Raw genomic sequence first — 25,531 nt, 5'->3', positions numbered from 1 at the left:
GCCAGAATTAATTGAGCACCATGAAGAAGTTGCCGGGCCTTGCGGCCGGCATCAAAGACAAGCTGATCCAGCAGGCCTTGGAGCGCAAACTGCGCCAGGCCACGGCTCCTGGCGGCCAGGCGCCCGTGCGCCCCGCCGAGAAGAAAGCTGAAGTGCCGGAAGAACACTACCGGTTTCATCTGCATCCCGGCTACCAGCAGCTGCGCATCATCAACGACGGCGCCAAGCGCCTGGGCGTGAAGAACCCGTTCTTCAAGCTGCACGAAGGCACCGCTGGCGCCGATACGCTAATCAGCGGCCAGGGGTTCATCAACTACGCCAGCTACAACTACCTGAACATGTCGGGTGACCCGGTGGTGACGGCCGCGGCGAAAGCCGCCATCGACCGCTACGGCACCTCGGTCTCCGCCAGCCGCCTGGTCTCGGGCGAACGTCCCGTGCACCGCGAACTCGAACGAGAAATCGCCGCGCTATACGGCGTGGACGACGCCATCACCTTCGTCAGCGGCCACGCGACGAACGTATCGACCATCGGCTACTTGTTCGGCCCGCGAGATCTGGTCCTGCATGACGAACTGATCCACAACAGCGTCCTGCAAGGCATCCAACTGTCGGGCGCCCGCCGCCTGCCCTTCCCGCACAACGATTGGGAAGCGCTGGACACCATCCTGAACGAGCAACGCCACCAATTTGAACGGGTGCTGATCGTGCTGGAAGGCATCTACAGCATGGACGGCGACTACCCGGACCTGCCTCGCTTCATCGAGATCAAGCAACGGCACCGCGCCTTTCTGATGGTCGATGAAGCGCACTCGCTAGGCGTCATGGGCGCCCGCGGTTATGGCATCCGCGAGCACTTTGGCGTGGAAGGCAAGGACGTCGATATCTGGATGGGCACGCTGAGCAAGACGCTGGCGGGCTGCGGCGGATACATCGCAGGAGAGACGGCGCTGGTGGAGCATTTGAAGTTCCTGGCGCCTGGTTTTCTGTATAGCGTCGGCATGCCGCCTAGCGTTGCGGCAGCGTCCTTGGCGGCGTTGCGACGGATGAAGGAACTGCCGGATCGAGTGGCAACGTTGCAGGCGCGGGGGAAGTATTTCCTGGAACAGGCCAAGGCAGCGGGGATTGATACGGGGACGAGCTGCGGGCTGGCTGTCGTGCCGGCGATCACGGGAAGTTCGTTGAAGGCGACACGCATGTCAGCAGCGTTGTTCAAGCAAGGGATCAACGTGCAGCCAATTCTTTACCCCGCGGTGCCGGAGAAATCGGCGCGGTTGAGGTTTTTTATTTCTTGCATGCATACGGAAGAGCAAGTTCGTGCCACGGTAAAAATCGTGGGTGAGCTGCTATAGAGCCTGCACGCGCGGGCCAACGATGCATCGAAGCATGTTTCAAGGTAAGCCCGCAAAATCAGAATAACTACGGAGTATCCAATGAGTGCGCACGTCATCACTATTCGTGACAACATCCAAGTCAGCAATGATTCCCCTTTTGTCCTCTTTGGAGGCATTAACGTCCTGGAATCCAAGGATCTCGCCCTGCGATCCTGCGCTGAGTATGTGCGCGTCACTCAGAAACTGAGAATTCCGTATGTCTTCAAGGCCAGCTTTGACAAAGCCAATCGATCGTCGATTCACTCGTACCGCGGGCCGGGGCTTGACGAAGGCATGCGAATTTTCGAGGCGGTGAAGGCCGAATTCGACGTCCCCGTGATCACCGACGTACACGAATCCTGGCAGGCAGCCACGGTTGCCGAAGTTGCCGATGTATTGCAATTGCCAGCATTCCTGGCCCGCCAGACGGACTTGGTTGTCGCCTTGGCCAAGACCGGCAAGGTCATCAATATCAAGAAGCCTCAATTCCTTAGCCCGTCGCAAATGAGCCATATCGTGGAGAAATTCCGTGAAGCTGGCAATGACAAGCTCATTCTTTGCGACCGTGGCTCCTGCTTCGGATATGACAACCTGGTGGTCGACATGCTGGGCTTTGGAGTGATGAAACAGACCAGCGGCAATCTCCCGATCATTTTCGATGTAACCCACGCATTGCAGCAGCGGGATCCTGGTGGCGCCGCTTCTGGCGGTCGCCGCGCGCAAAGTGCGGAGCTTGCCCGCTCGGCCATGGCACTGAATCTGGCCGGCTTGTTTCTAGAGGCTCATCCGGAACCTAGCAAGGCAAAATGTGATGGCCCGAGCGCCCTGCCATTGGAGCATCTGGAAGCCTATCTGACTCAGGTCAAAGCCATTGACGATCTGGTCAAGTCTTTCCCGCCGCTTATCATCGAGTGAAGAAAGAGACATGACCACTCCTTTTCAAGCGCCGCGCGTTGCGATTGTTATCCCGGCAAGATATGACTCTTCCCGCCTACCCGGCAAGCCGCTCGCCGACATTGCTGGCAAACCCATGGTTCAACATGTCCACGATCGCGCCCTTGAAGTTTCAGCGGCGCACGTCGTCGTAGTCGCGACAGATGATCTACGAGTAGCGGATGCCGTTAAGGCGTTTGGTGGACATGTCTTGATGACATCCACCGATCACCAATCGGGTACGGATCGCCTGAGCGAAGTCATACAGTCCGTGTCAGCTGATATCTACGTCAATTTGCAGGGCGATGAACCTTTGGTTCGCCCTTCAGATATCGACCTGTTGATTAAAGGCATGCTCTCAGATCCCAACGTTCACGTGGGAACGCTCTGCCATGAAATCGAAGCCAACGAGGCTTTCGATCCCAATACGGTGAAAGTGGTACTCGCCGACAACGGTGACGCCCTTTACTTTAGTCGCGCCCCTATCCCCTATCCACGCGACAACGACACCAAACCTGGCTATCTCAAGCACGTTGGCGTCTATGCGTACCGGCGCGATGTCGTTATCCAGTATGCGACCTTATCTCAGCCACGGATGGAACAGACAGAAAAACTCGAACAGCTTCGCTTGCTAGCCGCAGGCATGCGAATTCGCGCCTTTCGCGTTGATCCAACCGGCCCAGGCGTCGACACCCCACAATGCCTTGAGCGAGTCCGCGCGTTGATCAGCGGACGTCCTATCAAGGTCGCTCCCTCACTGGCCGACGTTCGCCTTGTCATCACTGATGTCGACGGAGTTCTGACCAACGGCCAGTTGCACTATGACTCGCAAGGCGAAGCCCTAAAGACCTTTCATGTGCGCGATGGCTTGGGCATGCGCCTACTAGAGGAATCCGGTATCCGCGTTGCAGTGCTGTCAGGGCGAACTTCCGCCGCGCTGACCAAGCGTGTGCAGGATTTGGGAATTTCACTGAGTGCATTTGGCGTCAAGGATAAATATGCCGCAAGCCTTCAATTGATGGAGCGTGCTGGCGTATCGGCTGCACAAACTGTTTGCATAGGCGATGACAGCATTGATCTCCCGGCCTTTGCTGCGTGCTCCCGATCTTTTGCGGTAGCCGACGCGCCTAGCTATATCAAATCTAAGGCCACACACGTCCTGCGAACTGCTGGCGGCCTCGGTGCTTTCCGTGAACTCGCAGATAGCATTCTGGACGCTCAAGGGAAGGGATCGGTATTTCGAGAAGCCAATGGGTACCAAGAGGTAATGGCCGATATGCGCCAATAAGACGTATACGCACCTCAATTTAAGAATGCAGAACGGAAAGAACTGAACATGGACTATCTTGATACCGCACGAGGCGTGATCGCCACCGAAATCGAAGCGCTTCAGCAAATGAGCAATCGTTTGAATGGGGACTTCAAGAAGGCAATCGACAGCATCCTAAAGATGCAAGGTCGAGTTGTAGTTGTCGGGATGGGAAAATCTGGCATTGTCGGCAAGAAGATTGCCGCTACGCTGGCATCAACTGGCACGCCGTCTTTCTCTGTCCATCCTGGCGAGGCCTTTCACGGCGACCTCGGCATGATCCGCCCTATCGACGTTGCACTCATGATTTCCAACAGCGGTGAAACAGAAGAATTGGTACGGCTACTGCCGTTCATGCAATATCAGAAAAATCTGGTCATTGCTATGACCGGCAACGTCAATTCGACGTTGGCACGCCATGCTGATGTCACGCTGGACATCTCGGTGCCGCACGAAGCCTGCAACAACAACCTGGCGCCGACGAGCTCAACGACCGCCACGATCGCCATGGGCGACGCGCTGGCTGTTGTCCTGTCTACCGCACGAGGTTTCCAGCCCGAGGACTTTGCCCGTTTCCACCCCGGAGGCAGCTTAGGGCGCAAATTGCTGACCCGCATTTCCGACGTAATGCACTCGCGAGCGCTGCCTTTCTGCGCACACGACGCGAGTTTCCGAGATGTCATTCAAACAATCACGCGTGGCCGCCTTGGATTAGCCATTGTCATGGATGCAGGCCAATTGCGCGGAGTCATAACCGATGGAGATATACGCCGTGCCTTTGAAAAGGAGGATGCCAGCACCGCCTTGACTGCCTCCGATATAATGACGAAGACTCCGAAAACGATCAATCAAGCCGAGCGGCTCGTCGTCGCTGAAGAGTTAATGCACGAAGAAAAAATCAAAGAACTTATCGTAGTCGACAAAAATCAGTTAGTAACTGGAGTACTACAAATATTCGATGTCGATCAATCTGAATCCGATCAGTAATCAATACGACCCCTGAACCGTGCCGCTCGGAACCTTTTCTCGCCCCATAGCTGAACTACCCGGATTGACTGCCCTGTTAGGCGAGTCTCTCGTATTGTTGCGAGCAGGCGTCCAACTCTCAACAAGTCAGCTGAACGGACTAGTGGGATGGGGTTTCCGACCATCGACGATAAGGCCCAGAGCGCTTGCAGCCAAACACGGACTGCCATTCATTGGGCTGGAAGACGGTTTCCTACGTTCCTACGGAACAGGGCGGGAACATCCTACCTTATCTCTGGTCGTTGACCCGGAAGGCATTTACTATGCTGCGGGGCACTCCTCATACTTGGAGAAAATTCTAACGTCGAACATGGACCTTCTCTCTGGTGACGGGGCGGACTATTTAGAAGCCCGCGAACGCATCGTGTCGGAAGGGCTGAGTAAGTACAACTTGGCCCCCGATCTGGATCCAGATGTGTTCCAGAGCGAAGGACCACGCATATTAATCGTCGACCAGACCTTTGGTGATGCTAGCGTGGAACATGGATTGGCCAACTCCCAGACCTTCAACACCATGTTGACGTCCGCTCGACAGGAAAATCCTAGGGCAACCATATATATAAAGACCCATCCCGAAGTTAGTCGCGGCACCAAACGCGGTTACCTATCGGATATCGCACCAGATGCGCGCACAATCGTGCTGAGGGAGCCCGCAAATCCAGCAAGCGTGTTACGCCACATGGACAGAGTGTATGTCGTAACTTCGCACATGGGTTTTGAGGCGCTCCTTCATGGTATTCCGGTGTCCTGCTTCGGCATGCCATGGTACGCAGGCTGGGGAAGTACAGATGATAGGCTCAGCTGTTCAAGGCGTACACGCACACGTTCGGTGGACGAGCTATTTGCAGCGGCCTATCTCCACTACTCCCGTTACCTGAATCCAGAGACGCATGAACGCGGCACGATCTTCGACGTTATCGACTGGCTAAGCCTTCAACGGCGCACGCACAGCGCGCTAACCGGCCGAGCCATCGCCATAGGCTATCGACGTTGGAAGGCGGAGAATGTAAAGCCCTTCCTTGGGCAATCCAATCATCACGTCCATTTTGTACCCCATGCCGAAGCTGCTGCGAAACTACACCCGACCCCAGAAGACCGTTTAATTGTCTGGGGTGCAACGCGAACGAACAGCATTGAATCCCTTGCCACAGAATCAGGTGCCTCGCTTATGCGTATGGAGGACGGCTTCATACGCTCTGTAGGTTTGGGTTCTGACTTTATTCCACCACATTCCCTTGTGCTCGATACTCAAGGCCTATATTTCGACGCAAGGCAGCCTAACGATCTGGAACAATTACTGAATTCTCGTCGATTCAGCGACAAAGATCGACAACGCGCTGCGACAGTGCGAAGCTTGATCGTCGAGCATCGACTGACAAAGTACAACATCGAACCTATCGAACGACCTACCTGGCATCAGGCCAAACGCACCGTCATACTAGTGCCAGGCCAGGTTGAAGACGATGCGTCAATCAGGTATGGCTGTGGCACCATCCGCGACAACCTCGCACTATTAAAGGCAGTAAGGGAATCAAACCCCAACGCCTTCATTGTCTACAAACCGCATCCAGACGTCATGGTTCGTAATCGAACTGGCCGTATTCATCGCACACATGCGCTGCAATACGCGGATGCAATTGAGACAGACGTGTCCATCGTGAGCTGTATCGAGGCGTCGGACGAAATCCACACGATGACCTCGCTAAGCGGATTCGATGCATTATTGCGAGAGAAGGTTGTCGTCGTATATGGCAATCCCTTTTACGCGGGTTGGGGGCTCACCCAAGACCGTATGTCGATAGCGCGCCGCAGCCGCTCTCTCTCGCTTGACGAACTCGTCGCTGGCGCCATGCTGCACTACCCCATTTATTGGGATTGGAAATTGAACGGATATACTACCTGTGAAGCAGCAATTATGCAGGTCATCCGAACACGCGACAAATTAATTGCAGAGAAGCGCCTCGCATCTGTTCGTAGAACTTACCTTCAGCGCCAGTTGCACAAAATGAGACTTTGGGCAAAAGCAGGCTTCCTGTTAAGACGCTGAAAAATTCAAAACAACGCAACTTACGAGAACGCAACTCACCCGTGACAGGCATGCCACCTTCCCTTCGAGCCGCACATATCACGCAACGCTTTCTATTCTTGCAAGGGGTGTGCTCGCCATTTTTTTCCCGCCTAGCAACCAAATTGCGAGAGTGTGGCCATAGTGTAAGGAAAGTCAACTTCACGGTGGGAGATCGTGTCTACTGGAACAACGGCGAGGCTGTTTCCTATCGCGGACCGATGGCGCAGTTGTCCGAATTCTACTTTTGCCAGTTCCGCGACCACGGCATCACCGATGTTGTACTCTTCGGAGACTGTAGGCCTGTACATCGGCCTGCCATTGAACAAGCAAAGCTGCACAAAATACGTGTGCACGTATTCGAGGAAGGATATTTTCGTCCGTACTGGATAACACTAGAACGAGATGGCGTAAACGCAAACTCAAGACTTTCGCGCGATCCAGATTGGTATCGCACAGAAGCGCGAAATATCCCGCACTACGACAACGGGATCGCATTTTCTTCGCCATTTTGGAAGCGTGCAGCGTACGATGTCGGATATAACTTCTGGGCGGGGCTAAATGCAATTCTGCATCATGGGGTGGAAAGCCACGTACCATATTCGCCTCTAACTGAGTATATCGGTTATCTGAGACGGGGAGTTCGAGTTAAATGGCAAGATCGCAACTCTAGGCAGATAGAAACAAAATTAATCGCTGAAAGCGAAACAAATCCGTTCTATTTGTTGCCATTACAACTAGCCAATGACGCGCAGATCGTGCACCATTCTCCGTATAGGAACATGAGTGATGTGATGATTCAGGTCATAAATTCATTCTCCATGTTTGCACCAAAGAACTCCTTTCTCGCCGTAAAGATCCATCCGCTTGATCCAGGACTGATCAACTATAAATCGATACTGAAAGCCTTAGCAAAAGACCTAAAAATAAAAAATCGCGTCTTTTACTTGGAAAGCGGAAACCTCCCCGCCCTACTTTCTCATACTGCTGGCGTGATCACCGTCAATAGTACAGTGGGAGGCTCCGCACTAGTCCATGGCCGCCCGACCATTGCTCTCGGAAAAGCCATCTACAATCTACCGGGGCTCACATTTCAAGATGGCATTGATCATTTCTGGACTAAAAAGTCCAAGCCAGACGCTGGGCTTTTCCGAAATTTCCGAGACGTAGTTGTAAATAAATCTCAAATAAATGGCGGATTCTATTCGAGAGCGGGTATAGATTTGGCTGTTGCCAATAGCATACACCGCCTCACTATACGCCCGAAAGAACTCTCATCAGAAATTAGCCACATAAATTAATGCACTTCGTTGCATTGATCAGCATAATCTAGCAATATCATCTGTCCAGCAACACAAATCACAATTAGACAAATGACAACAGCAGATACACAACCTCTCCCTATAGCGGCCAGCGTTCGCCCCAGAGGCTTGGACCTAGCGGAGATCATAGCTAAGAACGAGATAACAATCCTCGGAAAAAAAATTCTATATGTTCCACTCAAAGAGAGTACGAAAAATCAGCTTCTGATTGTAATGAGTACGCACAATCAAGGCACAAACTATCTTGCCATGCGGTCATTTCTTGAGGACCAGAAGTATGACCTTCTCTTTATAGCGGATCCTTTTAATACTTGGTACCTCGATCACGATTACGGCGAAGTATTCAGCAGCATATTTCGAAAATATACGGAAGAGTACTCGCCCGAAAATGTTTTCTTTTTTGGCTCATCAATGTCCGGATACGGGGCAGTACTGCACGCGCTTCGGTTAAATGCTAATGCGATTGTCGCCAATCCGCAGATCAACCTGGACATGACACGGGAACATTCTTGGCCGGAGCTAAAGGCACACATCTCCGATTTGAAAGGGAAGCATATCAATATAGACGAGCTTGCCGAAGAACTCTGGCAAGACTCAGTAATCTATATTGTGCACGGACATCTTGAAATGGATGTCTTAAATCTTAACTTGCTAACAAACTCAAGATTGTCAAAAAAGAAACTTATAATTCAGACACTTGACATAGATAGCCACGCATTTCCGTTTGGCCGCGAGATTGAGAACGTCTATGCAGCAACTGCGCTCGTCAGTAATTATCGTCAAGTCCTGAATGTAAATCACATAGAAGAACAGTTTATTCAAAGAGATGGACATCTCGAGAACAAGCGTAGAAAAGAGCAGCAACGTAATCGTGTGCAACACCCAATGCTGACATTCGAAATGACTCATCAGGCACTCTGGCAACTGCGTCATCAATATGAGAGTCCAGGCGCGACCGTATTCTTTTCTAATATTGGTTTGTATATAGGCGACCGCCTTTCGGGTGCACACTGCACATTCGATGGTAAGCGCTGGCGCCTACTTTCCCCCATCCCCTCGGCAGAGGATAACCTTATTTCTATCGACAGTTGCTTGATAGACTGCCCTCAGAAAAATCTCAAAAACGATCAATTCATAAATAACAATTGGAAAATTCGCGCTCAAGAAACAACAGAAATTGATGTTTCGGGATCGATAGACTTTCTTGATATTCAACTTAGAAAAACCGAAACCAACAATACGTTCCTAAATTTCTCATTACTGCCGACAGTAGAAACATGTATTAGTATGAAGGGCAAATACCTAACGCTCTCCGCTGACGTGTATACCTCAGCGGGTGACGCCTTAATATCCCTTGGGGGCTTTAGCTCCGGCGGTTATCATCATACAAACTCTGCCAAAGCCACACCTCAACGATGGCGAACGCTATCCGCTCTGGAACTCTTTCCTTCTGTCGATGAACAGCATCCAGATCGATTATTTGTTCGTATAAATGTTGGTATAGACTCAAAGCCAAAAAGAGTAAAGATAACAAATTTGCAATTAGTCATTGGATATTTCCCAATGGGCCTTCCTTAAGACTTAATATTTATATTGATCAAAATAAATGAGGCACCTAAAATGGTGCCTCATTTATTTTTATGGGTAAAGTGGCTATAAAATTTCCAGCGAAATAAAGAATTAATATTTCCGGAAACTACGCATCTACAAGATGAGCCAATTTACTAATTCTTCTCACCCAATCATCCGTTGTAAAATCTGCAATCCGGCCATGGGTCTTCGCTATATCTTCTTTGGAACGACCGTTCTTATACAATTCTTCCACAGCGATCACCGCCAACTCGCTTTCAGCAATGTGCCATTTTTTGTCATAATCGAAAACCGAGCACCCATCAGTCCCTTGCATGTGCTTTTCTAGGAACTGAACGACACCAACATTAGTACTGATGATCTTCACCCCAAGTGACAATGCCTCGATTGCACTCACAGGCCCACCTTCGCATCGTGCCGTGATCATTAGCGCATCCATCTTTGCATATACCGAGGGATAGTCTTCGTATGTGATGTTTCTATCTCTCGCATAGTACACATACTCAATGGCATACCGGTCTAGCAAATCTACTAAATGCTCCCAATTTTGGCCTACTATATGCAATTCGAATGGAACACCACGACTCTTCAACCGAAGCGCAACATCTAATAGTAGATCTCCGCCTTTTCGATAACCTTTAGGCTCTGCCAATCGGCTTCTACCAAGCTGTTCCTTGTCAAAGGTCCCGTATGCCCTACCGACGAAGCCAAGCTTCAGTTTTGTAGCAGGCTCCAGTGCTTCAGTTTTTCGGTGAGTCTCATTGAAAAGCTTGTGATCATACCCAATCGGTACGAACTCAAAATTGGTCCGATTCGCTATTTCGTGACTTGGCCCATAGCACTCTTCGAACTCACACACACCGACCACACGATTCACCAACCGGAGGCTGCGCGCCAATCGCTCGTAGTCAAACTGATATAACGGTTCGTAACACGTCCCATGGTGAATAGCTACTGAACGGCGCAGCAAGTCTTCAACATTAATATTCTTCGAAGGTTCGTCTTGGAATCCTCGCAGATAAGTCGCAGAAATCTCTTTATGCGTCTTTCCTTCAATTAACGCTTCGTAGTGCCAAATCTCTTGCGGTCGCATCCAGATATAAGATTTTGCGTTCTCTAGCGGAAAATCTGATACGACACAACCGACCGCCTCAAAACGACGAACTAAATCCAAAAAGAGATAGGTGGGCCGGAAGCAAATAATATTAACAATCTCCCGCTCAACGTCAATAACAGTAGCCTGCCCGATCTGCTCATCAAGAAGCTCTGCAAATGCCTGAGCATTGATCAGACCGGTACCATCCTTCCCATCATAAGCATCCTGCGCCGAAATCGCGGTAAGCATGTCCGACGACGGATGATAGACGTCGACACCGTCTCTACATATAGCCGAGAACATATCCGCATTTGCTTTCAAAAAGCGCAGCTCTACGTCAATCTGTGCAAAGCGCTCTGCATACGACTGCACCGCGGCCATGATGTTGCCGTAGAAAACATACAAGCGAGAGGGGATTGATGCACCGTCCAGTAGGTCAGAATACAAATCATCAAGAGAGACGAGATCAGTTACAGGCCAACGATTCTGCGTTTGCCCTATAGACGGAACAATCCATCCCAGCTGCCTGACATGATTGAGTTTCTCGATCCCGCCATTTCCACCAATCAAAAGGACAAACTCAGCACCCGCCACAACCCGGAACCAATCACTCCAGTTCTTTCGACCATCAAGAATCAAGCCATATCTGCTCTTTGCACTCTTCGCTAGGCGCTTGGCAACATACTCTGTAATGTTGGTTAAAATAGGAAATTTAGCGGAGTCTAGTTCGGAAAATGTGCTTGTAACCTTAAACCGATCAGCAATCTCCGAAAAAAACAACGGAAACAATGGCGACTCATAATCCGCCGCATAGGAGTTATCGACAAATATCGTACCAAGCATTATAGAATCTTCCTACCAATGAATCTCAAAACCGCATGTTTGCTGTCCAGGCAATACCCCCGCGGATCCTTCTTGAATTTCTTCCACAGCTTTCCTTGCCTATCGGTCGCGCCTTTTTGCATTGCCCCACTATTTCCACCTTTGCTCGCCACCTTCGGCGCCACAGATGGCGTTAGAGAGCTTTGAGGCTTGGCCAGAACAATGGGGCCGCTCGCATTTCCGAGCTTGGCCGGGGCGGCACCGCCAATCTTCCGCTTTCTCAAATTTATATTCGAGAAAATTAGCCTTACTTTCTCAACCTCGCCTGATCCGACAAGATGAGAAAATGCAGCACTAAGGAATTTTGAATAGGAGCGAAGCAGTTCTTCAGAGAATTTAAGATTCGGAACAACCTCTCGAATCTGAGAAATCTCAGTCAAATCGATCGTGAAGCCTCGATCACCGTAGAATGCCCCGCCGAAGCAAATCAACGGCTTCGCATGACCCGCGACCTCTAAACCAGATTGAGAATTGAGCGTAACTGCATATTTGCAGCCTGATATCAATCCGGAGAGCGAATAATCTTCAACTATGTGTAATCGCTCGCGTTTTGCATGCGTTAGCTGCTCACGATAGTCCTTAATAGCATCAAAGGTACTTATGGAAGCACCCTTATTCTTCATTCTCTCGTAGGGATGAACCTTGATGACCACAGGATCTTCGGTGAAATCCAATATCTCAGAAATCACCTCTTTGTAAAAACCTATAGAATTTTTCCATTTATTTGTTTTGGAAAAAATAGAAAAATCATTCGGAACCTGAGCCAACACTAAGGCATAATTTCGGAGCTTGCAAGAAGTAAACGCGGGTTGCGATACATTTTTATTGCTTTGAGAGTATATCTTCTTCCATACTTCTGAATCAGGCGTTGACCGCTTTATATTTAAAGCCTCGGTAAATTTCTTGCTACGCAGGAAACTTGAATTCGGCAGGGACGAATACCTTGGCTCTAAATAAAAATCGTGCCCCGTAAAGAAATGCTCCAAGACAAATCCTGGCACGGCCCTTTTCTTTGCGACAGCAAGAAATATCTTTGAATAGATCAGGTTGCCGCCAAACGACATAGCAGCAACCGGCTTAAGCTTCGAAAATAGTTGATCCCAATAGTCAATCCAAAAGCATGCGACAGCACGACAATTTCGAAACTCATCAGGAAAATACTCTTTCAGAAATTCCAACAATTCGCTTTCAGACTGCTTCTTGGAAAGACTCCAGTCGTTATGCAGAGCGTACCTACTGAAAATTTCGTCCTTCAAGCATTCGTGAAGGTCTACGCCAAGATAGGAGCCGACGTCAGACTCAGCAATAGCACGATGCTCCTGTGAGAATCTGGCATAATCGTAAACACCCCACGCCTTCTTCAGATCATCATTAGATTCATCATATCCATACTCAATGGAGTGCCCGTCCAAAAAGTCAAAAAGGGCAGGAAAATTGTCTCTTTTGAAGTTCGCTTTATCCGAAAAAATAATCACGTCAAATCTCTCACAAAGCTATTAACAATTGCCATGGCTGCCGTACCGTCGCCGTATGGATTCTTAGCCATTGCCATGGCTTTATAAATCTCAGCATCATCAAGAAGCTCGTTCACCGCATTTGTAACTTGTCGGATCTCACATCCTATTAGTCGCACCGTTCCAGCTTCGACAGCTTCCGGGCGCTCGGTCGCATCCCGCAAAACCAGGACAGGCTTACCCAGAGAAGGAGCTTCCTCTTGAACGCCTCCTGAGTCCGATAGAATGAAAGTTGATCTCTGCATTAAATAAACAAAATCCAGATAATCTTGTGGCGCAATAAGATGCACATTCTTTGTTGCACCAAGCCGGCCCTTGAAAGCTTGCTGAACGGAAGGATTCAAATGCACCGGACAAACAAACGCCACATCCTTCCGAGCCTTTGCAATTCTGCCTATAGCTTCGCAAATATTGGCAATATTCCTGCCCAAGTTCTCTCTACGATGGACAGTGACCAGTATATTTTTCTCTGAATTTTCCAAAAAGGAGAATTTCTTCTGCAACGTCTGCTCAAGACTCTTGTCATTCTTGATACGGTCTACTGTAAGCAGTAAAGCGTCAATCACTGTATTACCAGTAACTACAATGTTTCGTTCAGGAACTGCTTCCGACAAGAGATTCCGCTCCGACTCTAGCGTAGGCGCAAAATGTCTTGCCGTAAGGACCGACGCCAACTTGCGATTGGCCTCCTCAGGCCACGGCGAATAGATATCATTTGTGCGAAGACCTGCTTCAACATGACCAACCTTCACATGCTTATAGAAGCATGCAAGAGCAGTTGCAAACGTCGTAGTAGTATCCCCATGAACGAGGACCCAATCGGGCTTGTAATCATCCAGGACTGCTGGCATCGAATGCAAAATGGAGGTCGTGATGTCAGTAAGTGTCTGACCTGCCTTCATAAGGTCTAAATCATAGTCCGGCGAGATATCAAATATTGACAGCACCTGGTCCAACATCTCTCGGTGTTGCGCGGTAACGCACACACGCAACTCAATGCGATGAGACATCTTCCGAAACTCATGAACAAGGGGAGCCATTTTAATGGCTTCCGGTCGCGTACCAAACACCACAAGAACCTTCACTTTGATCATCCCAATAAATACAATTAAATTAGCACTTTATTCTGCAGAATATGCAGCAATGCCCTTCTCTATATCTTCGTATGGAATCAATTGGCCATCCTTCAAAAGTAGTACCATATCGCACATGGATCTCACCTGACTCATTCCATGAGTCACCAGCAGAATATGTGCGCGGTCCACTCTCTCCTTAAAAGCATCTGCCGCTTTTCTTTTGAAATGAGCATCCCCTACGGACATCGCCTCGTCCACCAAGTAATAATCAAAATCAAAAGCAAGGCTCAACCCGAACGCTACCCTACCCCGCATTCCTGATGAGTAAGTATTGACCGGCTGATCAAAATAATCGCCTATATCGGCAAATTCCTGAACGTATCGAACGACATCGGTCATTCGATCTCCTACTGCACCATGGACGCGGGCGACAAATTTTACGTTCTGGCGACCGGTGAGAGAGCCCTGAAATCCCCCGCTCAGGCCGACCGGCCAAGAAATAGACTTATCGGTAATGATCCGCCCTTTATCTGGCGCATCTTGGCCGCCCAGTAATCTCATCAAGGTGGATTTTCCAGCCCCATTCTTTCCAATTATCGCTACATTCTTATTGGATGGAATATCTATTGTCAGATCGCGAAAGACAAATTTTCGACCGCCATTCGTGCGATAAGATTTCGTCACCGATTGAAGTCTAATCATGTGAATCTATATCGCTAATAGTTGTTGGCGGCGTGAGCGATATAGCATCACACCGATAAATAAAACTCCGAGCGTGACAGATGCCGCATATTGAAAATCAATGCCCGGAACTTGCGGATAGTACGCGAACGTAGCCTCACGAATTCCGTCTATTATGTGAACATATGGATTCCATAACAGATAATCACGAAACGTCGGCGGAACAATCCATAGAGGCATAATCACACCTGACAAAAAATACAGAGGCATGTAGGCCAACTTTATAAGATTCTTTATCTCCGGCATTGCTTCACCCACCACGCAAAATATCAATGCAAGACCAAGCGACAGGAGTATCCCGAGCAAAACCATGGACATGAACAAGACGGGCCTGGCAATAAGAACCTCGTGGTCGCCCCAAAACCCCAATGCAAACACGACCAATATGTACACGCAAGACATCAATGCTGTCTCCGAGATCGCACGTGCCAGCACAGTGTCTACCGGTTTTATTTGGCGATAAGCAAACAGAGCTTTATTGGCACTAACCGCCTCCATACCCTTCAAGGCAATATTCTTGAACAGCAAGAACGGAATAATTCCCGAGACTAAAAAAACAAGTAGATCTGGCCCGTAATTCACTCGAGCCCCTCGAAGCACCGAAAAAACTGTTAGCAGCACACTAATATGAGCTAGAGGTTCAAATACAAACCAAAAGGCACCCAGTCGATTTACTCCAAATCGCCCTCGTACTTCGCGCAGTACAAGAGCGAACAATACTGCACGAATAATTGCAATAGATGAACGCTTGGCAAACATACAGGATCATTCAAAAGTTTTCGATAGTCCGGCCTAGCACCAGCACCTGCACTATAGGAGAGATAATTTTTTGCCATTCATAGACAGCGGCGTTTGTCACGTACACGGCATCTTCAGGCTGCACGAGGAATTGCCTTGCCAGAAACATGGCTGCAGGCTGCTTCATATTCAAGCGAAATACTTGAGCGAGTGGCTTTATCTGGCCACTAATTTCATCTTTTTGGTCGATCAATCGAAAAACGAATACACCCGCAGCGTCCGCCTTTGCTTCGTTTAGGCCCTTAACGCTCCCAAGCACTTCAAGGAGACTTGGATTATTTGACGGCAGGTCATGCAAGCCTGGATCGCCAATAGCCCCCATCGCGACAAAGCGCTTTCTCGCTCGCTCCAATACGACCTCAGCCCCCGGGGGAAGAACTTGATTTTTTCCGGATAGTAAGTCCTCGTAATTGAACTGGTAAGACTTATCGCCCGTACGAACAACCACTCTTATCAGATGCGGCTCGAGCACCGGCCCCCCTGCACGATTGATCGCATCCAGCAGGGTCAACGGCCCCTGAAGTGCGGAAAATCTGCCAGGAGACTTCACGGCACCTACAACAAGAACTGAACCCGAGAGGTCACCTGTCATAGAAACTTGGACTTGTGCGTCACTTGTAACTCCTCGAAGTTTCTTTAATACTGCGGACTGAACTTCATTTAGGGTGCTACCCGCAACTTTCTCTCGTCCCACATAAGGCAGAGATATCGTTCCCTTGCTATCAACCCGTAAGTTGTCAAACACGGTACCCCCAGCAGCGAGTGACGCAAATATCGCACCATCAGTCGCAGATTCTGAAATCATCACGCGCAACACGTCACCTGGGACTAAGTGGATTTCAGGAACTACGGGAAGAGCTACAGTGCTATTAAGCTCAGGCTCAGGCGGGCGCATATATGGAGAAATCGTTGCTGCACTTAAGTCAATCAGCGTGTAATTCTGTGATTCGTCATCATTCATGACGGAAAAACGAGATGGACCTGCGGACGACAACAGGCTGCCGCACCCTGCAAGGAATATTGGCACACAAATTATTGATGCGCGCAAGACGTAACGAATAGATAGAGCAGTCATTATTTTAGGTGCGTCGATAGTTAATCTTGGTGATCTTCAATCGTAGCAATCACAAAGCGAGCGATCCCATAAAACAGCATGAGTAGAAGTAGCAGCGTAAATAGGTTGTACAGTCGATCAGGATAGGTAGCCTTGTCTGGCATGTTCGGCGATACCACCGTAACGAGACTGCGCAACTTCTTGCTGGCCTCTATCCGGGAAGATTCGACAGAGCTGACGGCAAATTTGTATGCTTCTTCAGCAATTGCCGCGTCAATCGTGAGATTCCGATATCGAGACGCGACCACATTCAGTTTATCCCCGCCCGTCTGCGACACCAGGCGTTGTATCTCGGCATTAAGTTGTTGTTCTATAGCGCGAATGCGATTCCGCTGCTGCCGCACTTGCGGTGTATCTGCGTTGAGCGTGCCTGTAAGGCTCTTCAATGCAGTCCGCTCTTTCGTCAGACTTGACTCTAGCTCGGCAATAATCTCAGCACGAGCTTTCGCAGTTGCCTCGGCATCTAGAAGGTTATTGGTGCTTTGGAACGCCAACATATCTTCTCGCCGCTCTTCGTACGCGGCGCGAGCTTTGGCTAATTCGCCCTGAGCGAAGGTCATCTGTTCCCGCGCCATGCGATGAGAGAGCTCATTTACGAAACGTTCGCTTTCTCCTAGCATGACTCTTAATGTCTGCTCTGCGAATTTTGGATCGAATGCCTGAACATTTACGTTCAGCAACCCTGTTTGATCATCAAAATGCGTCGTTACGACTCGCTGATAATACTCAAGCAAATCTTCCTGTGCTGCATCAGGTGAAAGATAGTAAAGCGGATCTTGCCAACGGCCCTCATAATGTTCAGACCAGTTAAGTTTCTGCTGTAGCACCTTCAACATATCCGGGGATGTTAAAAAAACGCGCAAATACAACGTTTCTTCCCTGGAAGTTGGATTCAAGCCACTTAGCATGACAGCTAACCCTGGCATTTGCGGAGTCTCGTTGTTTCCGACTTGCCTAACGGCCACCTGCGCCGTACTTACATATCTGTCCAAAGCAAAAAAACAGTAGTAGATAACAGCCAACAAAAGTGGAATACCAACTAGCCATACGAACAGGCGCTTCGACTTTATTCGGTCAAAATTCATAATCTATTTATAGTAAATTTTACAAAATGCGTCAATTTCGCATCGTTCTTGCAGTTGGTAACACTAATTGCGCGGCATTCCGACGAGCGGAGGCATTGTACTGTTATTTCGGGCCTGATCCGTGACGAGGACATATTCGCGTTACGATAAAACAGACAAATGTATTTCAATATGTACTGTCCTCAATCTTTTTTGGCACTTTGTGCCAATATTGTTGTGACAATTGCGGCAACCGTGATCGCTATTTGACATCAGCAGCGGTCAAAAGAGCATCAGCAAGAGTCGAGATGTCTCGCGATTGTTCAATGGGCGAGCTTTGCATGTCAGACCGCCATAGCACATAGTCTGTCAACCCGTCCACATCGCCCAATTTGGCGTACACATGGGGCATGATCGGCACATGATCTCCAAAAATGCACAATGCGCTAGGCCGATTACGATCTAACAAGGACTTGCGCAACGCGCCAAACATTGCGTCTGCGTTGTTTAAGTGGCGAGCGTAAGCCACAAGATCTTGACAACCTGGCGGCAACGGTACTTTTAATACGGCAGCCGCATCATGCTCGTCCACACTTTCCCAATGTAGGGGACCATGGTTCTCCATCGTAATTACGTGCACATACAATGCAGCCGTAGACTCTTGACGCATTAATTCGATAATATGATCGGCAAGCGCACGGTCACCAACATATGCTCCATCTCGCTTAGATTTCTCGAACGCTTCGATACCGATAAATTCGTCGAATCCCAGCAGTGGCAACACTCGATCTCGTCCATAAAAGCTCCGATGATATGGATGTACGCATATCGTGCGATAGCCTAGTGACTTCAAGTACGAAACCACAGTTGGAAACCCATCAGCAACTAGTCTCCGATAAGGATTGTATTGATGGACTCCAAGCTCACCGGCTTTCATCCCAGAGAGAAATGCGAACTCCGTGCGAACCGTATTTGCCCCCCAGGCTGCCACCTTTAACCCTCCATGAGCCACGGCTTCGACTTTCAGCCCATCAAAGTTCGCAAGAATCTCCTGCCGTACTAAGTTTGGATACGTTCGCCTAATATCGAAAAATGATTCACTCTGAACAACTAACAAATCCGGAAGATTACGGTGAATATCGACCAAGACATCTTTCATGCCAAACGGTGCATTGTCGCTAACAACCCCCGTCGGCAATCGTTCACTGCGCCCATACGCCCATAAAGCGGCAATCATCCCTAAACGTTGGAGATCGGTTGATGCATCGAATTCCACCTTGATTTTGCGGCCAGCCACCATCGCTAGCCCAAGCCCAAACACTGCCAGAATTAACGTGTGCCCAAAAAAAGGAATAACCGGGGCAATTGCGTCAAACATATGCTCCTGCGGCAGCTCAACAAACGACACCAACCATACTCCTGCGCCGGCAGTGACAGAGTCTTCCAATGCAAGGCCAGCCCAGAGCGCCGCACCATATCCACCTCCAGCCGCAAGCGCGCGTCCCACTCCAAAGAAAGGTAGATATAATCTCGGATGCCTGAATGCATCCAAAAAATACTCAAAATCCGGATACACAAATGGCTCACGCAATGCTCGGAATTTTGCATTGCTTACCAACACCACTAATAGTTGGAGTGCGAGTACATTAACGACTCCAAAGTAGGGCCTTCTAAATAAAGCTAACTCCACAGCAAACGCAACAGACCAAACTCCCAAATGCACAAAAATAGCCGCTACTTGACGCCTCCAAGGTGCGATTGGACGAGGCACTAGCAGAGCTTCGACGCCCAAAGACAGTACTAATCCGAGAGAATACGGCGGAAGCAGTGGAATCCAAAACGTATCAATCACCGTAACCCAACCTCTTCAGAATCCAACCCGACACATTCGGATGGATCACCGACAACAAGAAGCACCCAAAATTTAGAGGAAACGGGAAACTGATGCGAGCCCGATTGGCCTGTAGTCCGCGGCGAATGACACGGGCGGCCTTTCCTGATTTCCAGAGGAATGGCTTCGGTCCAGGCATATCCGAACACATCTGCGATTCCACATAACCAGGCATGATGACATTGAACTTTATGCCCTCCTCGCTCAGCGCATCCCGCATTGCTTCGCCATACACCTTCACTGCAGCTTTGCTGGCGCTATAACTTGGAGTTTCGGGCAGTCCGCGCCATGCTGCCAAAGAGCTGATAAGGGCGATCTGTCCATACCCGCGCTCGCGCATTGCCGGCAAAACACCATGTACAGTGGCAAAGACCCCTTTAATATTTACGTCTAGCAGACGTTGAACGTCTTGCCACAGCTCACCCTGTCGGTGGGGACCGGTATTTATATTGATGCCCGCATTGGCAATAACCAGCTCGGGCATCTCAGCCTCGCAAATTGCCCCCAACCAGGTGACGAGAGAATCGTGATCACGCACGTCAAGCACATGCGTCTCCACACGCGCCCCCAGTGCTTGGCAAGCTTCAGCGAGTTCAGCCAAACGTTTCGCGTTGCGTCCATGCAAAATCAGCACTTTGGTGCCAGCAGCTGCATACTCCAGCGCCAACGCGCCACCAATCCCTCCAGTCGCGCCAGTGATAATCACACATCGTGGAAATCCAGAATCACTACTTTCAATACTATTCATCTTTTATCTTTTTCGTCGAAACCCGCCGCCATGGATTGCGCCGCATGCCTAAGGCCTCCGCCAGGTCTCGAATGCACCAGTACAGCGGAACAACCCTGCCTTTCAAGCCAGGCAGCCCCTGAACACCCCAACCGGCCCAGGGCAGGAAGGGGTTCCGCCGACCATAGCCCCAAATTTCAATGCGCGTCGCCGGATGACTCGTCTGGCCACGAGCGTGAAACCCCGACGTGTCAGCAACGACCAGCGTATTTTTTCTAACAGAGAAGACTCGAGGCTTCTCGTAACCCATGCTCCGAGCTTTAGACTCTGACACTCGCAGCGACCCTCGGGCACTTAAACGATCCAGCGAATGCACCTGCATCGATTGCCGGCGTAGCCATGCCAAACGGCGCCGGTTGATGCGATGAGAACCGGGCACATACACGAATGCACTATCTGATAGCGTCACATCGCTTAAAAATAGCCATGCCTTAACAGTAGGATGAAACGTATCTGAATGCAGATTCGTCTGCGGATCAGGGGAAGCCCTTCCGCCTATATGCGTCATGATCGTCTGCAGATAGTTCATAGGATGACATCGGAATGAACTTGCATAGCTAAGTAATCCCAACCACTGTTCTCCATAAAGGAGCGCACGCGTGGCCGGCATGACTCGAAGCGTATCTACATCCAGCGAAACGCGGCGAGTACGGGTATCGCCTTGCATCATCTCTCGGCTGTCTCCCTGCAGAAAGCTCACTTCTCGCTCGATGGCAGCGAACATCGAGGGCGCGAGAAAATCCCGTTTGAGGACAAATCCGTTCCGATCAAAATTCTCACGATCTTGATGGCTTATCAGATGCGCCAAACGCCTACGACGGAAGTGCGCCATACGATGCGCGAGTTTCACACGCGCAACATATAGCCCTTTCTTGTTAAGGAAGGAGCTGCCAATAATAGGATTGTCTTTAAACGACTTAGCTCCCGTCGCCAAGGCCAAGAGCCAGATTGGCACCAAGAACCAACGCAGCACGTAGGCAGCGCAGGAGCACAGGGTTGCAGAAGGTTGTGTCTGTCGTTTTATCTTTGGCACGGTGCATAACGGACACGGCCGCCCGTAGGCGGCCATTGTCTGGATTCTCAATGATCCGATCACGCCCCACCCAAAAGGGAGAGACCGGGCATTGTAATGCCAAGGTTAAAGGAACGCTGATGGCAGGGGTGCTATTGCAGCAAGCTGCGCAGCATCCAGGCGTTCTTCTCATGCACGTCCAAACGCTGCGTCAGCAGGTCGGCCGTGGGCTGATCGTTGGCGGCATCGGCCTTTTCAAAGGCGGCGCGCGCGGTCTTGGCGACGGATTCGTTGGCGGTCACCAGCAAGCGCACCATTTCCAGGGCTTCCGGCACCGATTCCGGCTCGGCGATGGACGACAGCTTGCCGAATTCGCGGTAGGTGCCCGGCGCGTAGTGGCCGAGCGCGCGGATGCGTTCAGCGATGCTGTCCAGCGCGTTCCACTCTTCCGTGTACTGCGTCATGAACATCAGGTGCAGCGTGTTGAACATGGGCCCCGTGACGTTCCAGTGGAAGTTGTGCGTCATCAGGTACAGCGTGTACGAGTCGGCCAGCAGCTTGGACAATTCACCGGCGACGGCGGCGCGGTCCTTGTCCGAAATGCCGATGTTGATGCGCGGGACGCTCGGGGTCTTCTTGGTGGACTTGGCCATTGCTAGCTCCTATTGGAAATGTACGAATTAAGGATACCACTGCAAATACGACGAATTGACGCAACCTGGGCAAGAAACCAGGGCTGCGCCATGTCGGGTTGACGCGGCTCAACATGCGTTCACGCCACGTCGCGCCAACCCTTGAAATATCAGTCCTGGATCGCAGCCGCCTCGTCGGTCAGCATCTTCACGCCGGGCAGCTCGCATTCGTAGACGGCCTGGGCCAATGCTTCGATGGCAGCCAAACGGGGAAAGCTGCGGCGCCAGGCCAGCACCACCCGGCGTTCGGGCACGTGGCCATCGAACGGTAGATAGCGCAGCAGACTATTGCTGGGTGGGTGTTCGGGCACGGCGGTGATCGGCAGCACGGTGACGCCGATGCCGGCCGCGACCATATGGCGGATGGTCTCCAGCGAAGACCCTTCAAAGGTGCGCTGGATGCCGTCGCTGGCTGCCGAGAAGCGGGACAGTTCGGGGCAGACTTCCAGTACCTGGTCGCGGAAGCAGTGCCCGCTACCCAAGAGCAGCATGGTCTGTTGCTTCAAGTCCTGGGCGTCGATGGATTTGCGTTGAGCCAGTTCATGGTCATTGGGCACGGCGACGATGAAGGGCTCATCGTAAAGCGGTTGCATGACCAGGCCGGCTTCGGGCAGGGGCAGCGCCATGATGGCGCAATCGATTTCGCCCTGGCGCAGCAGCTCCACCAGCCGTACGGTGAAGTTCTCTTGAAGCAATAGCGGCATCTGCGGCGTGCGGCCGATCTGCACGGGCACCAGCTTGGGCAGCAGGTACGGGCCGATGGTGTGAATGACGCCCACGCGCAACGGGCCGGCCAAGGGGTCGTGCCCCTGCCGCGCGATTTCCTTGATGCTGGCGCTTTCTTCCAGCACTTTTTGCGCCTGCGCGACGATGCGTTGGCCGATCGGGGTGACGCCGACCTCGGCGCCGCCGCGTTCAAACAGCGTCACGCCCAGTTCGTCTTCCAGCTTGCGTATCGCGACCGATAGCGTGGGCTGGCTGACGAAACAGGCCTCGGCCGCCCGGCCGAAATGCCGTTCACGCGCGACGGCGACGATGTACTTGAGTTCGGTGAGAGTCATGGTGGACTACGCCCCCGGGGGTTGCGCGCAGGCCTTGAAGCCGGCGCTTGAGAGATTCAGATGAAGGACGGGCCGCATGTGGCATCAAGTCCGCAGGAAGTCTTCACGACCGCGCATCCAGCGCGCCAGGTGTGCCTGGACGGCGGCGGGATGTTCTGCCCGCAGCCACACGGCGGCGTCGCGCGCGTCTTCCGCGATCGCGGCGTCGGTTTCCAGGTCGGCGAAGCGCAATAGCGCCATGCCCGATTGGCGCGTGCCCAGGAATTCACCGGGGCCTCGCTGTTCCAGGTCACGCCTGGCGATTTCAAATCCATCCGATGTTTCAAACATGGCGCGCAGGCGTTCGCGTGCGACCTGGGACAACGGTGTCTGATACAGCAGCACGCAAACCGATTCGGCGGTGCCGCGCCCTACCCGCCCGCGCAGCTGATGCAATTGGGCCAGGCCAAAGCGTTCGGCGTGTTCGATGACCATCAGCGATGCGTTGGGCACGTCCACGCCGACTTCGATGACGGTCGTGGCCACCAGCAGATCGACTTCCCCTTCGCGAAAGGCCTGCATGACGGCCGCTTTTTCCGCTTGAGGCAGGCGTCCATGCACGAGACCAATGCGCAAGTCCGGGAGATCGACCCGCATGCCTTCATAGGTATCGACCGCCGTTTGCAATTCCAGCGCTTCGCTTTCTTCGACCAGCGGACAGACCCAATACACCTGCTGCCCGCCGCGCGCGGCTTGCGCGACATGCGCGATGACCTCTTCGCGTCGCGCGTCAGAAACCAGCTTGGTCAATACCGGCGTGCGGCCGGGCGGCAATTCGTCGATGACGGACACGTCCAGGTCGGCGAAGAACGTCATGGCCAACGTGCGAGGAATAGGCGTGGCACTCATGTTCAGCTGGTGCGGCACGAAGCGTCCACGCACGGTTTCGCCCTTTTTCGTCAGGGCCAGACGCTGGCCGACGCCAAAGCGGTGCTGTTCGTCAACGATCGACAAACCCAGCCGGTGAAATTCGACATGGTCCTGGATCAGCGCCTGCGTGCCGACGACCAGTTGCACACTGCCATCCGCGGCGGCGGCAACGGCTTCGCGGCGCGCTTTGGCCGTCAGGCTGCCGCTAAGCCAGGCCACGTTGACGCCCAGTGGCTGCAACCAGGACACCAATTTATGGAAGTGCTGTTCGGCCAGGATTTCCGTGGGCGCCATCAAGGCCACCTGCGTACCGCCCGCAATCGCCTGCGCCGCGGCAATGGCCGCCACGACGGTCTTGCCGCTACCCACGTCACCTTGAAGCAGGCGATGCATGGGATACGGCTTGGCCAGGTCGGCCGAGATTTCCTGGACCACACGCTCTTGCGCGGCGGTCAGCTTGAACGGCAGGTTGGCATAGAGCTTGGCGACCAGGCCGCCTGACTCCGTGCGCACGGGCAGCGATTCGGATTCTTTGACGCGGCGCGCGGCCCGCGCCGCGGCTAGTGAGAGTTGCTGCGCCAGCAGTTCGTCGAATTTGATGCGGCGCCAGGCTGGATGCACGCGGTCCAGCAACGCTTGTTCGGACTCCCCCTGGGCCGGCGTGTGCAATGCACGGATGGCGGGCTCGAAAGGAGACAGGTCGTAACGTTGGCGGGCCTCGTCCGGCAAGGTGTCGGACAGGTCGGCGTGGTCCAGCGCTTGCGCGATGGCGCGGCGCAAGGTCAGTTGCGGCAGCCCTTCAGTGGTGGGATAGACCGGGGTCAGCGCGGTGGGCAACGGGGCATCCGCATTGGTCATGCGGGGATGCACCATCTGACGGCCGAACATCCCGCCCCGGACTTCGCCGCGGGCGCGCAGGCGCTTGCCCACGCTGACCTGCTTCTGCTGGCTGGGGTAGAAATTCAACCAGCGCAATTGGAGTTCACCGGTTTCATCCGCCAGCGTGGCGGTGAGTTGGCGCCGAGGCCGGTACAGCACCTCGGATTTGGTGATCTCGCCTTCGACCTGGCCAGAAAAACCGGGCCGCAGGGAACTGATCGGGATGACGCGGGTTTCGTCCTCGTAGCGCAGCGGCAGATGCAGCACGAAGTCCTCGGGCAGCACCAAACCCAGATTACGGAGCTTGCGCTCTGTATCCGTCATGGGTTTCCCGGCGCCTTTGTTATTGGCGCCGGGTCGCTTGGAAGCCACGGCCGCGGCCGGCATGAAGGAACGA

20 protein-coding genes are annotated in these 25,531 nt (G+C 51.9%); 7 read left to right on the top strand and 13 right to left on the bottom strand.

All coding sequences use genetic code 11. The features are described 5' to 3' along the window. Positions 1-20: 20 nt before the first annotated feature. The 7 genes from HV753_RS02100 to HV753_RS02070 all read left to right on the top strand — a co-directional run bounded on the left by HV753_RS02100 (position 21) and on the right by HV753_RS02070 (position 9,606). A complete protein-coding gene (locus HV753_RS02100; RefSeq protein ID WP_175172766.1) occupies positions 21-1,352 on the top strand; it encodes an aminotransferase class I/II-fold pyridoxal phosphate-dependent enzyme in 1,332 nt (443 codons plus the stop codon). An 81-nt stretch (positions 1,353-1,433) separates the two neighbouring features. After that, positions 1,434-2,288 carry a 3-deoxy-8-phosphooctulonate synthase gene (kdsA, locus tag HV753_RS02095; RefSeq protein ID WP_175172765.1) on the top strand — a complete coding sequence of 285 codons (855 nt, stop codon included), beginning with the start codon at positions 1,434-1,436 and terminating at the stop codon, positions 2,286-2,288. 10 nt (positions 2,289-2,298) lie between these two features. After that, a complete protein-coding gene (gene kdsB / locus HV753_RS02090) occupies positions 2,299-3,594 on the top strand; it encodes a 3-deoxy-manno-octulosonate cytidylyltransferase (RefSeq protein ID WP_175172764.1) in 1,296 nt (431 codons plus the stop codon). Between the two features lie 48 nt (positions 3,595-3,642). Next, positions 3,643-4,602, top strand: coding sequence for a KpsF/GutQ family sugar-phosphate isomerase (locus tag HV753_RS02085; RefSeq protein ID WP_175172763.1), 960 nt, complete (start codon positions 3,643-3,645; stop codon positions 4,600-4,602). A 19-nt stretch (positions 4,603-4,621) separates the two neighbouring features. Further along, the gene (locus HV753_RS02080) at positions 4,622-6,688 is read left to right on the top strand and encodes a capsular polysaccharide biosynthesis protein (protein WP_246288120.1); all 2,067 of its coding nucleotides are present in this window, start codon (positions 4,622-4,624) and stop codon (positions 6,686-6,688) included. Positions 6,689-6,873: 185 nt separating this feature from the next. Then, positions 6,874-8,007 carry a capsule biosynthesis protein gene (locus tag HV753_RS02075; RefSeq protein ID WP_246288119.1) on the top strand — a complete coding sequence of 378 codons (1,134 nt, stop codon included), beginning with the start codon at positions 6,874-6,876 and terminating at the stop codon, positions 8,005-8,007. A 72-nt stretch (positions 8,008-8,079) separates the two neighbouring features. Further along, complete coding sequence (locus HV753_RS02070; RefSeq protein ID WP_175172762.1) at positions 8,080-9,606, top strand: hypothetical protein; 1,527 nt, start codon at positions 8,080-8,082, stop codon at positions 9,604-9,606. A 118-nt stretch (positions 9,607-9,724) separates the two neighbouring features. Here the strand turns inward: HV753_RS02070 and HV753_RS02065 are convergent, their stop codons facing one another. The 13 genes from HV753_RS02065 to recG form a co-directional block, all read right to left on the bottom strand. After that, complete coding sequence (locus tag HV753_RS02065) at positions 9,725-11,557, bottom strand: glycosyltransferase (RefSeq protein ID WP_175172761.1); 1,833 nt, start codon at positions 11,555-11,557, stop codon at positions 9,725-9,727. Continuing rightward, a complete protein-coding gene (locus tag HV753_RS02060) occupies positions 11,557-13,071 on the bottom strand; it encodes a capsular polysaccharide export protein, LipB/KpsS family (RefSeq protein WP_175172760.1) in 1,515 nt (504 codons plus the stop codon). Before HV753_RS02060 ends, HV753_RS02065 begins: the two co-directional genes overlap by 1 nt. Then, positions 13,068-14,204, bottom strand: coding sequence for a non-hydrolyzing UDP-N-acetylglucosamine 2-epimerase (gene wecB, locus HV753_RS02055; RefSeq protein WP_175172759.1), 1,137 nt, complete (start codon positions 14,202-14,204; stop codon positions 13,068-13,070). The genes HV753_RS02060 and wecB overlap by 4 nt, the downstream gene beginning before the upstream one ends. A gap of 27 nt (positions 14,205-14,231) precedes the next feature. Next, the gene (locus HV753_RS02050; RefSeq protein WP_175172758.1) at positions 14,232-14,888 is read right to left on the bottom strand and encodes an ABC transporter ATP-binding protein; all 657 of its coding nucleotides are present in this window, start codon (positions 14,886-14,888) and stop codon (positions 14,232-14,234) included. A gap of 6 nt (positions 14,889-14,894) precedes the next feature. After that, positions 14,895-15,686 (bottom strand): ABC transporter permease, encoded by a 792-nt coding sequence (locus HV753_RS02045; RefSeq protein WP_175172757.1) that lies wholly within the window; start codon positions 15,684-15,686, stop codon positions 14,895-14,897. Between the two features lie 10 nt (positions 15,687-15,696). Further along, positions 15,697-16,686, bottom strand: coding sequence for a polysaccharide biosynthesis/export family protein (locus tag HV753_RS02040; RefSeq protein WP_246288118.1), 990 nt, complete (start codon positions 16,684-16,686; stop codon positions 15,697-15,699). A 134-nt stretch (positions 16,687-16,820) separates the two neighbouring features. Then, positions 16,821-17,924: a KpsE/RkpR family capsule polysaccharide export protein gene (locus tag HV753_RS02035; protein ID WP_175172755.1), complete on the bottom strand. Its 1,104-nt coding sequence runs from the start codon at positions 17,922-17,924 to the stop codon at positions 16,821-16,823. Positions 17,925-18,165: 241 nt separating this feature from the next. Next, entirely contained in the window at positions 18,166-19,755 is a 1,590-nt protein-coding gene (locus HV753_RS02030; protein WP_175172754.1) for an LTA synthase family protein, read from the bottom strand. Then, entirely contained in the window at positions 19,748-20,542 is a 795-nt protein-coding gene (locus HV753_RS02025; protein WP_175172753.1) for an SDR family NAD(P)-dependent oxidoreductase, read from the bottom strand. The genes HV753_RS02030 and HV753_RS02025 overlap by 8 nt, the downstream gene beginning before the upstream one ends. After that, positions 20,535-21,554: a phytanoyl-CoA dioxygenase family protein gene (locus HV753_RS02020; RefSeq protein WP_246288117.1), complete on the bottom strand. Its 1,020-nt coding sequence runs from the start codon at positions 21,552-21,554 to the stop codon at positions 20,535-20,537. Before HV753_RS02020 ends, HV753_RS02025 begins: the two co-directional genes overlap by 8 nt. Positions 21,555-21,745: 191 nt before the next feature. Then, positions 21,746-22,246 (bottom strand): Dps family protein, encoded by a 501-nt coding sequence (locus tag HV753_RS02015; RefSeq protein ID WP_175172751.1) that lies wholly within the window; start codon positions 22,244-22,246, stop codon positions 21,746-21,748. Between the two features lie 149 nt (positions 22,247-22,395). After that, complete coding sequence (locus HV753_RS02010) at positions 22,396-23,346, bottom strand: LysR substrate-binding domain-containing protein (protein ID WP_088587325.1); 951 nt, start codon at positions 23,344-23,346, stop codon at positions 22,396-22,398. 84 nt (positions 23,347-23,430) lie between these two features. Then, on the bottom strand, positions 23,431-25,521 hold the full coding sequence (gene recG, locus HV753_RS02005) for an ATP-dependent DNA helicase RecG (RefSeq protein WP_175172750.1): 2,091 nt from the start codon (positions 25,519-25,521) through the stop codon (positions 23,431-23,433). Between the last annotated feature and the right edge of the window lie 10 nt (positions 25,522-25,531).

The organism is Achromobacter pestifer, assembly GCF_902859625.1.
GTDB classification, from domain to species: Bacteria; Pseudomonadota; Gammaproteobacteria; order Burkholderiales; family Burkholderiaceae_B; genus Achromobacter; species Achromobacter pestifer.
Note: the sequence above shows the minus strand (reverse complement) of the source record. Positions and strands in the feature narration are given on the sequence as shown.

What these genes read in the sequence shown, in the direction of transcription:
- HV753_RS02100 (WP_175172766.1), top strand. Translation starts at nt 21, where the DNA reads ATGAAGAAGTTGCCGGGCCTTGCGGCCGGCATCAAAGACAAGCTGATC.
- kdsA (WP_175172765.1), top strand. Translation starts at nt 1,434, where the DNA reads ATGAGTGCGCACGTCATCACTATTCGTGACAACATCCAAGTCAGCAAT.
- kdsB (WP_175172764.1), top strand. Translation starts at nt 2,299, where the DNA reads ATGACCACTCCTTTTCAAGCGCCGCGCGTTGCGATTGTTATCCCGGCA.
- HV753_RS02085 (WP_175172763.1), top strand. Translation starts at nt 3,643, where the DNA reads ATGGACTATCTTGATACCGCACGAGGCGTGATCGCCACCGAAATCGAA.
- HV753_RS02070 (WP_175172762.1), top strand. Translation starts at nt 8,080, where the DNA reads ATGACAACAGCAGATACACAACCTCTCCCTATAGCGGCCAGCGTTCGC.
- HV753_RS02065 (WP_175172761.1), bottom strand. Translation starts at nt 11,557, where the DNA reads ATGCTTGGTACGATATTTGTCGATAACTCCTATGCGGCGGATTATGAG.
- wecB (WP_175172759.1), bottom strand. Translation starts at nt 14,204, where the DNA reads ATGATCAAAGTGAAGGTTCTTGTGGTGTTTGGTACGCGACCGGAAGCC.
- HV753_RS02050 (WP_175172758.1), bottom strand. Translation starts at nt 14,888, where the DNA reads ATGATTAGACTTCAATCGGTGACGAAATCTTATCGCACGAATGGCGGT.
- HV753_RS02045 (WP_175172757.1), bottom strand. Translation starts at nt 15,686, where the DNA reads ATGTTTGCCAAGCGTTCATCTATTGCAATTATTCGTGCAGTATTGTTC.
- HV753_RS02040 (WP_246288118.1), bottom strand. Translation starts at nt 16,686, where the DNA reads ATGAATGATGACGAATCACAGAATTACACGCTGATTGACTTAAGTGCA.
- HV753_RS02035 (WP_175172755.1), bottom strand. Translation starts at nt 17,924, where the DNA reads ATGAATTTTGACCGAATAAAGTCGAAGCGCCTGTTCGTATGGCTAGTT.
- HV753_RS02025 (WP_175172753.1), bottom strand. Translation starts at nt 20,542, where the DNA reads ATGAATAGTATTGAAAGTAGTGATTCTGGATTTCCACGATGTGTGATT.
- HV753_RS02015 (WP_175172751.1), bottom strand. Translation starts at nt 22,246, where the DNA reads ATGGCCAAGTCCACCAAGAAGACCCCGAGCGTCCCGCGCATCAACATC.
- HV753_RS02010 (WP_088587325.1), bottom strand. Translation starts at nt 23,346, where the DNA reads ATGACTCTCACCGAACTCAAGTACATCGTCGCCGTCGCGCGTGAACGG.
- recG (WP_175172750.1), bottom strand. Translation starts at nt 25,521, where the DNA reads ATGCCGGCCGCGGCCGTGGCTTCCAAGCGACCCGGCGCCAATAACAAA.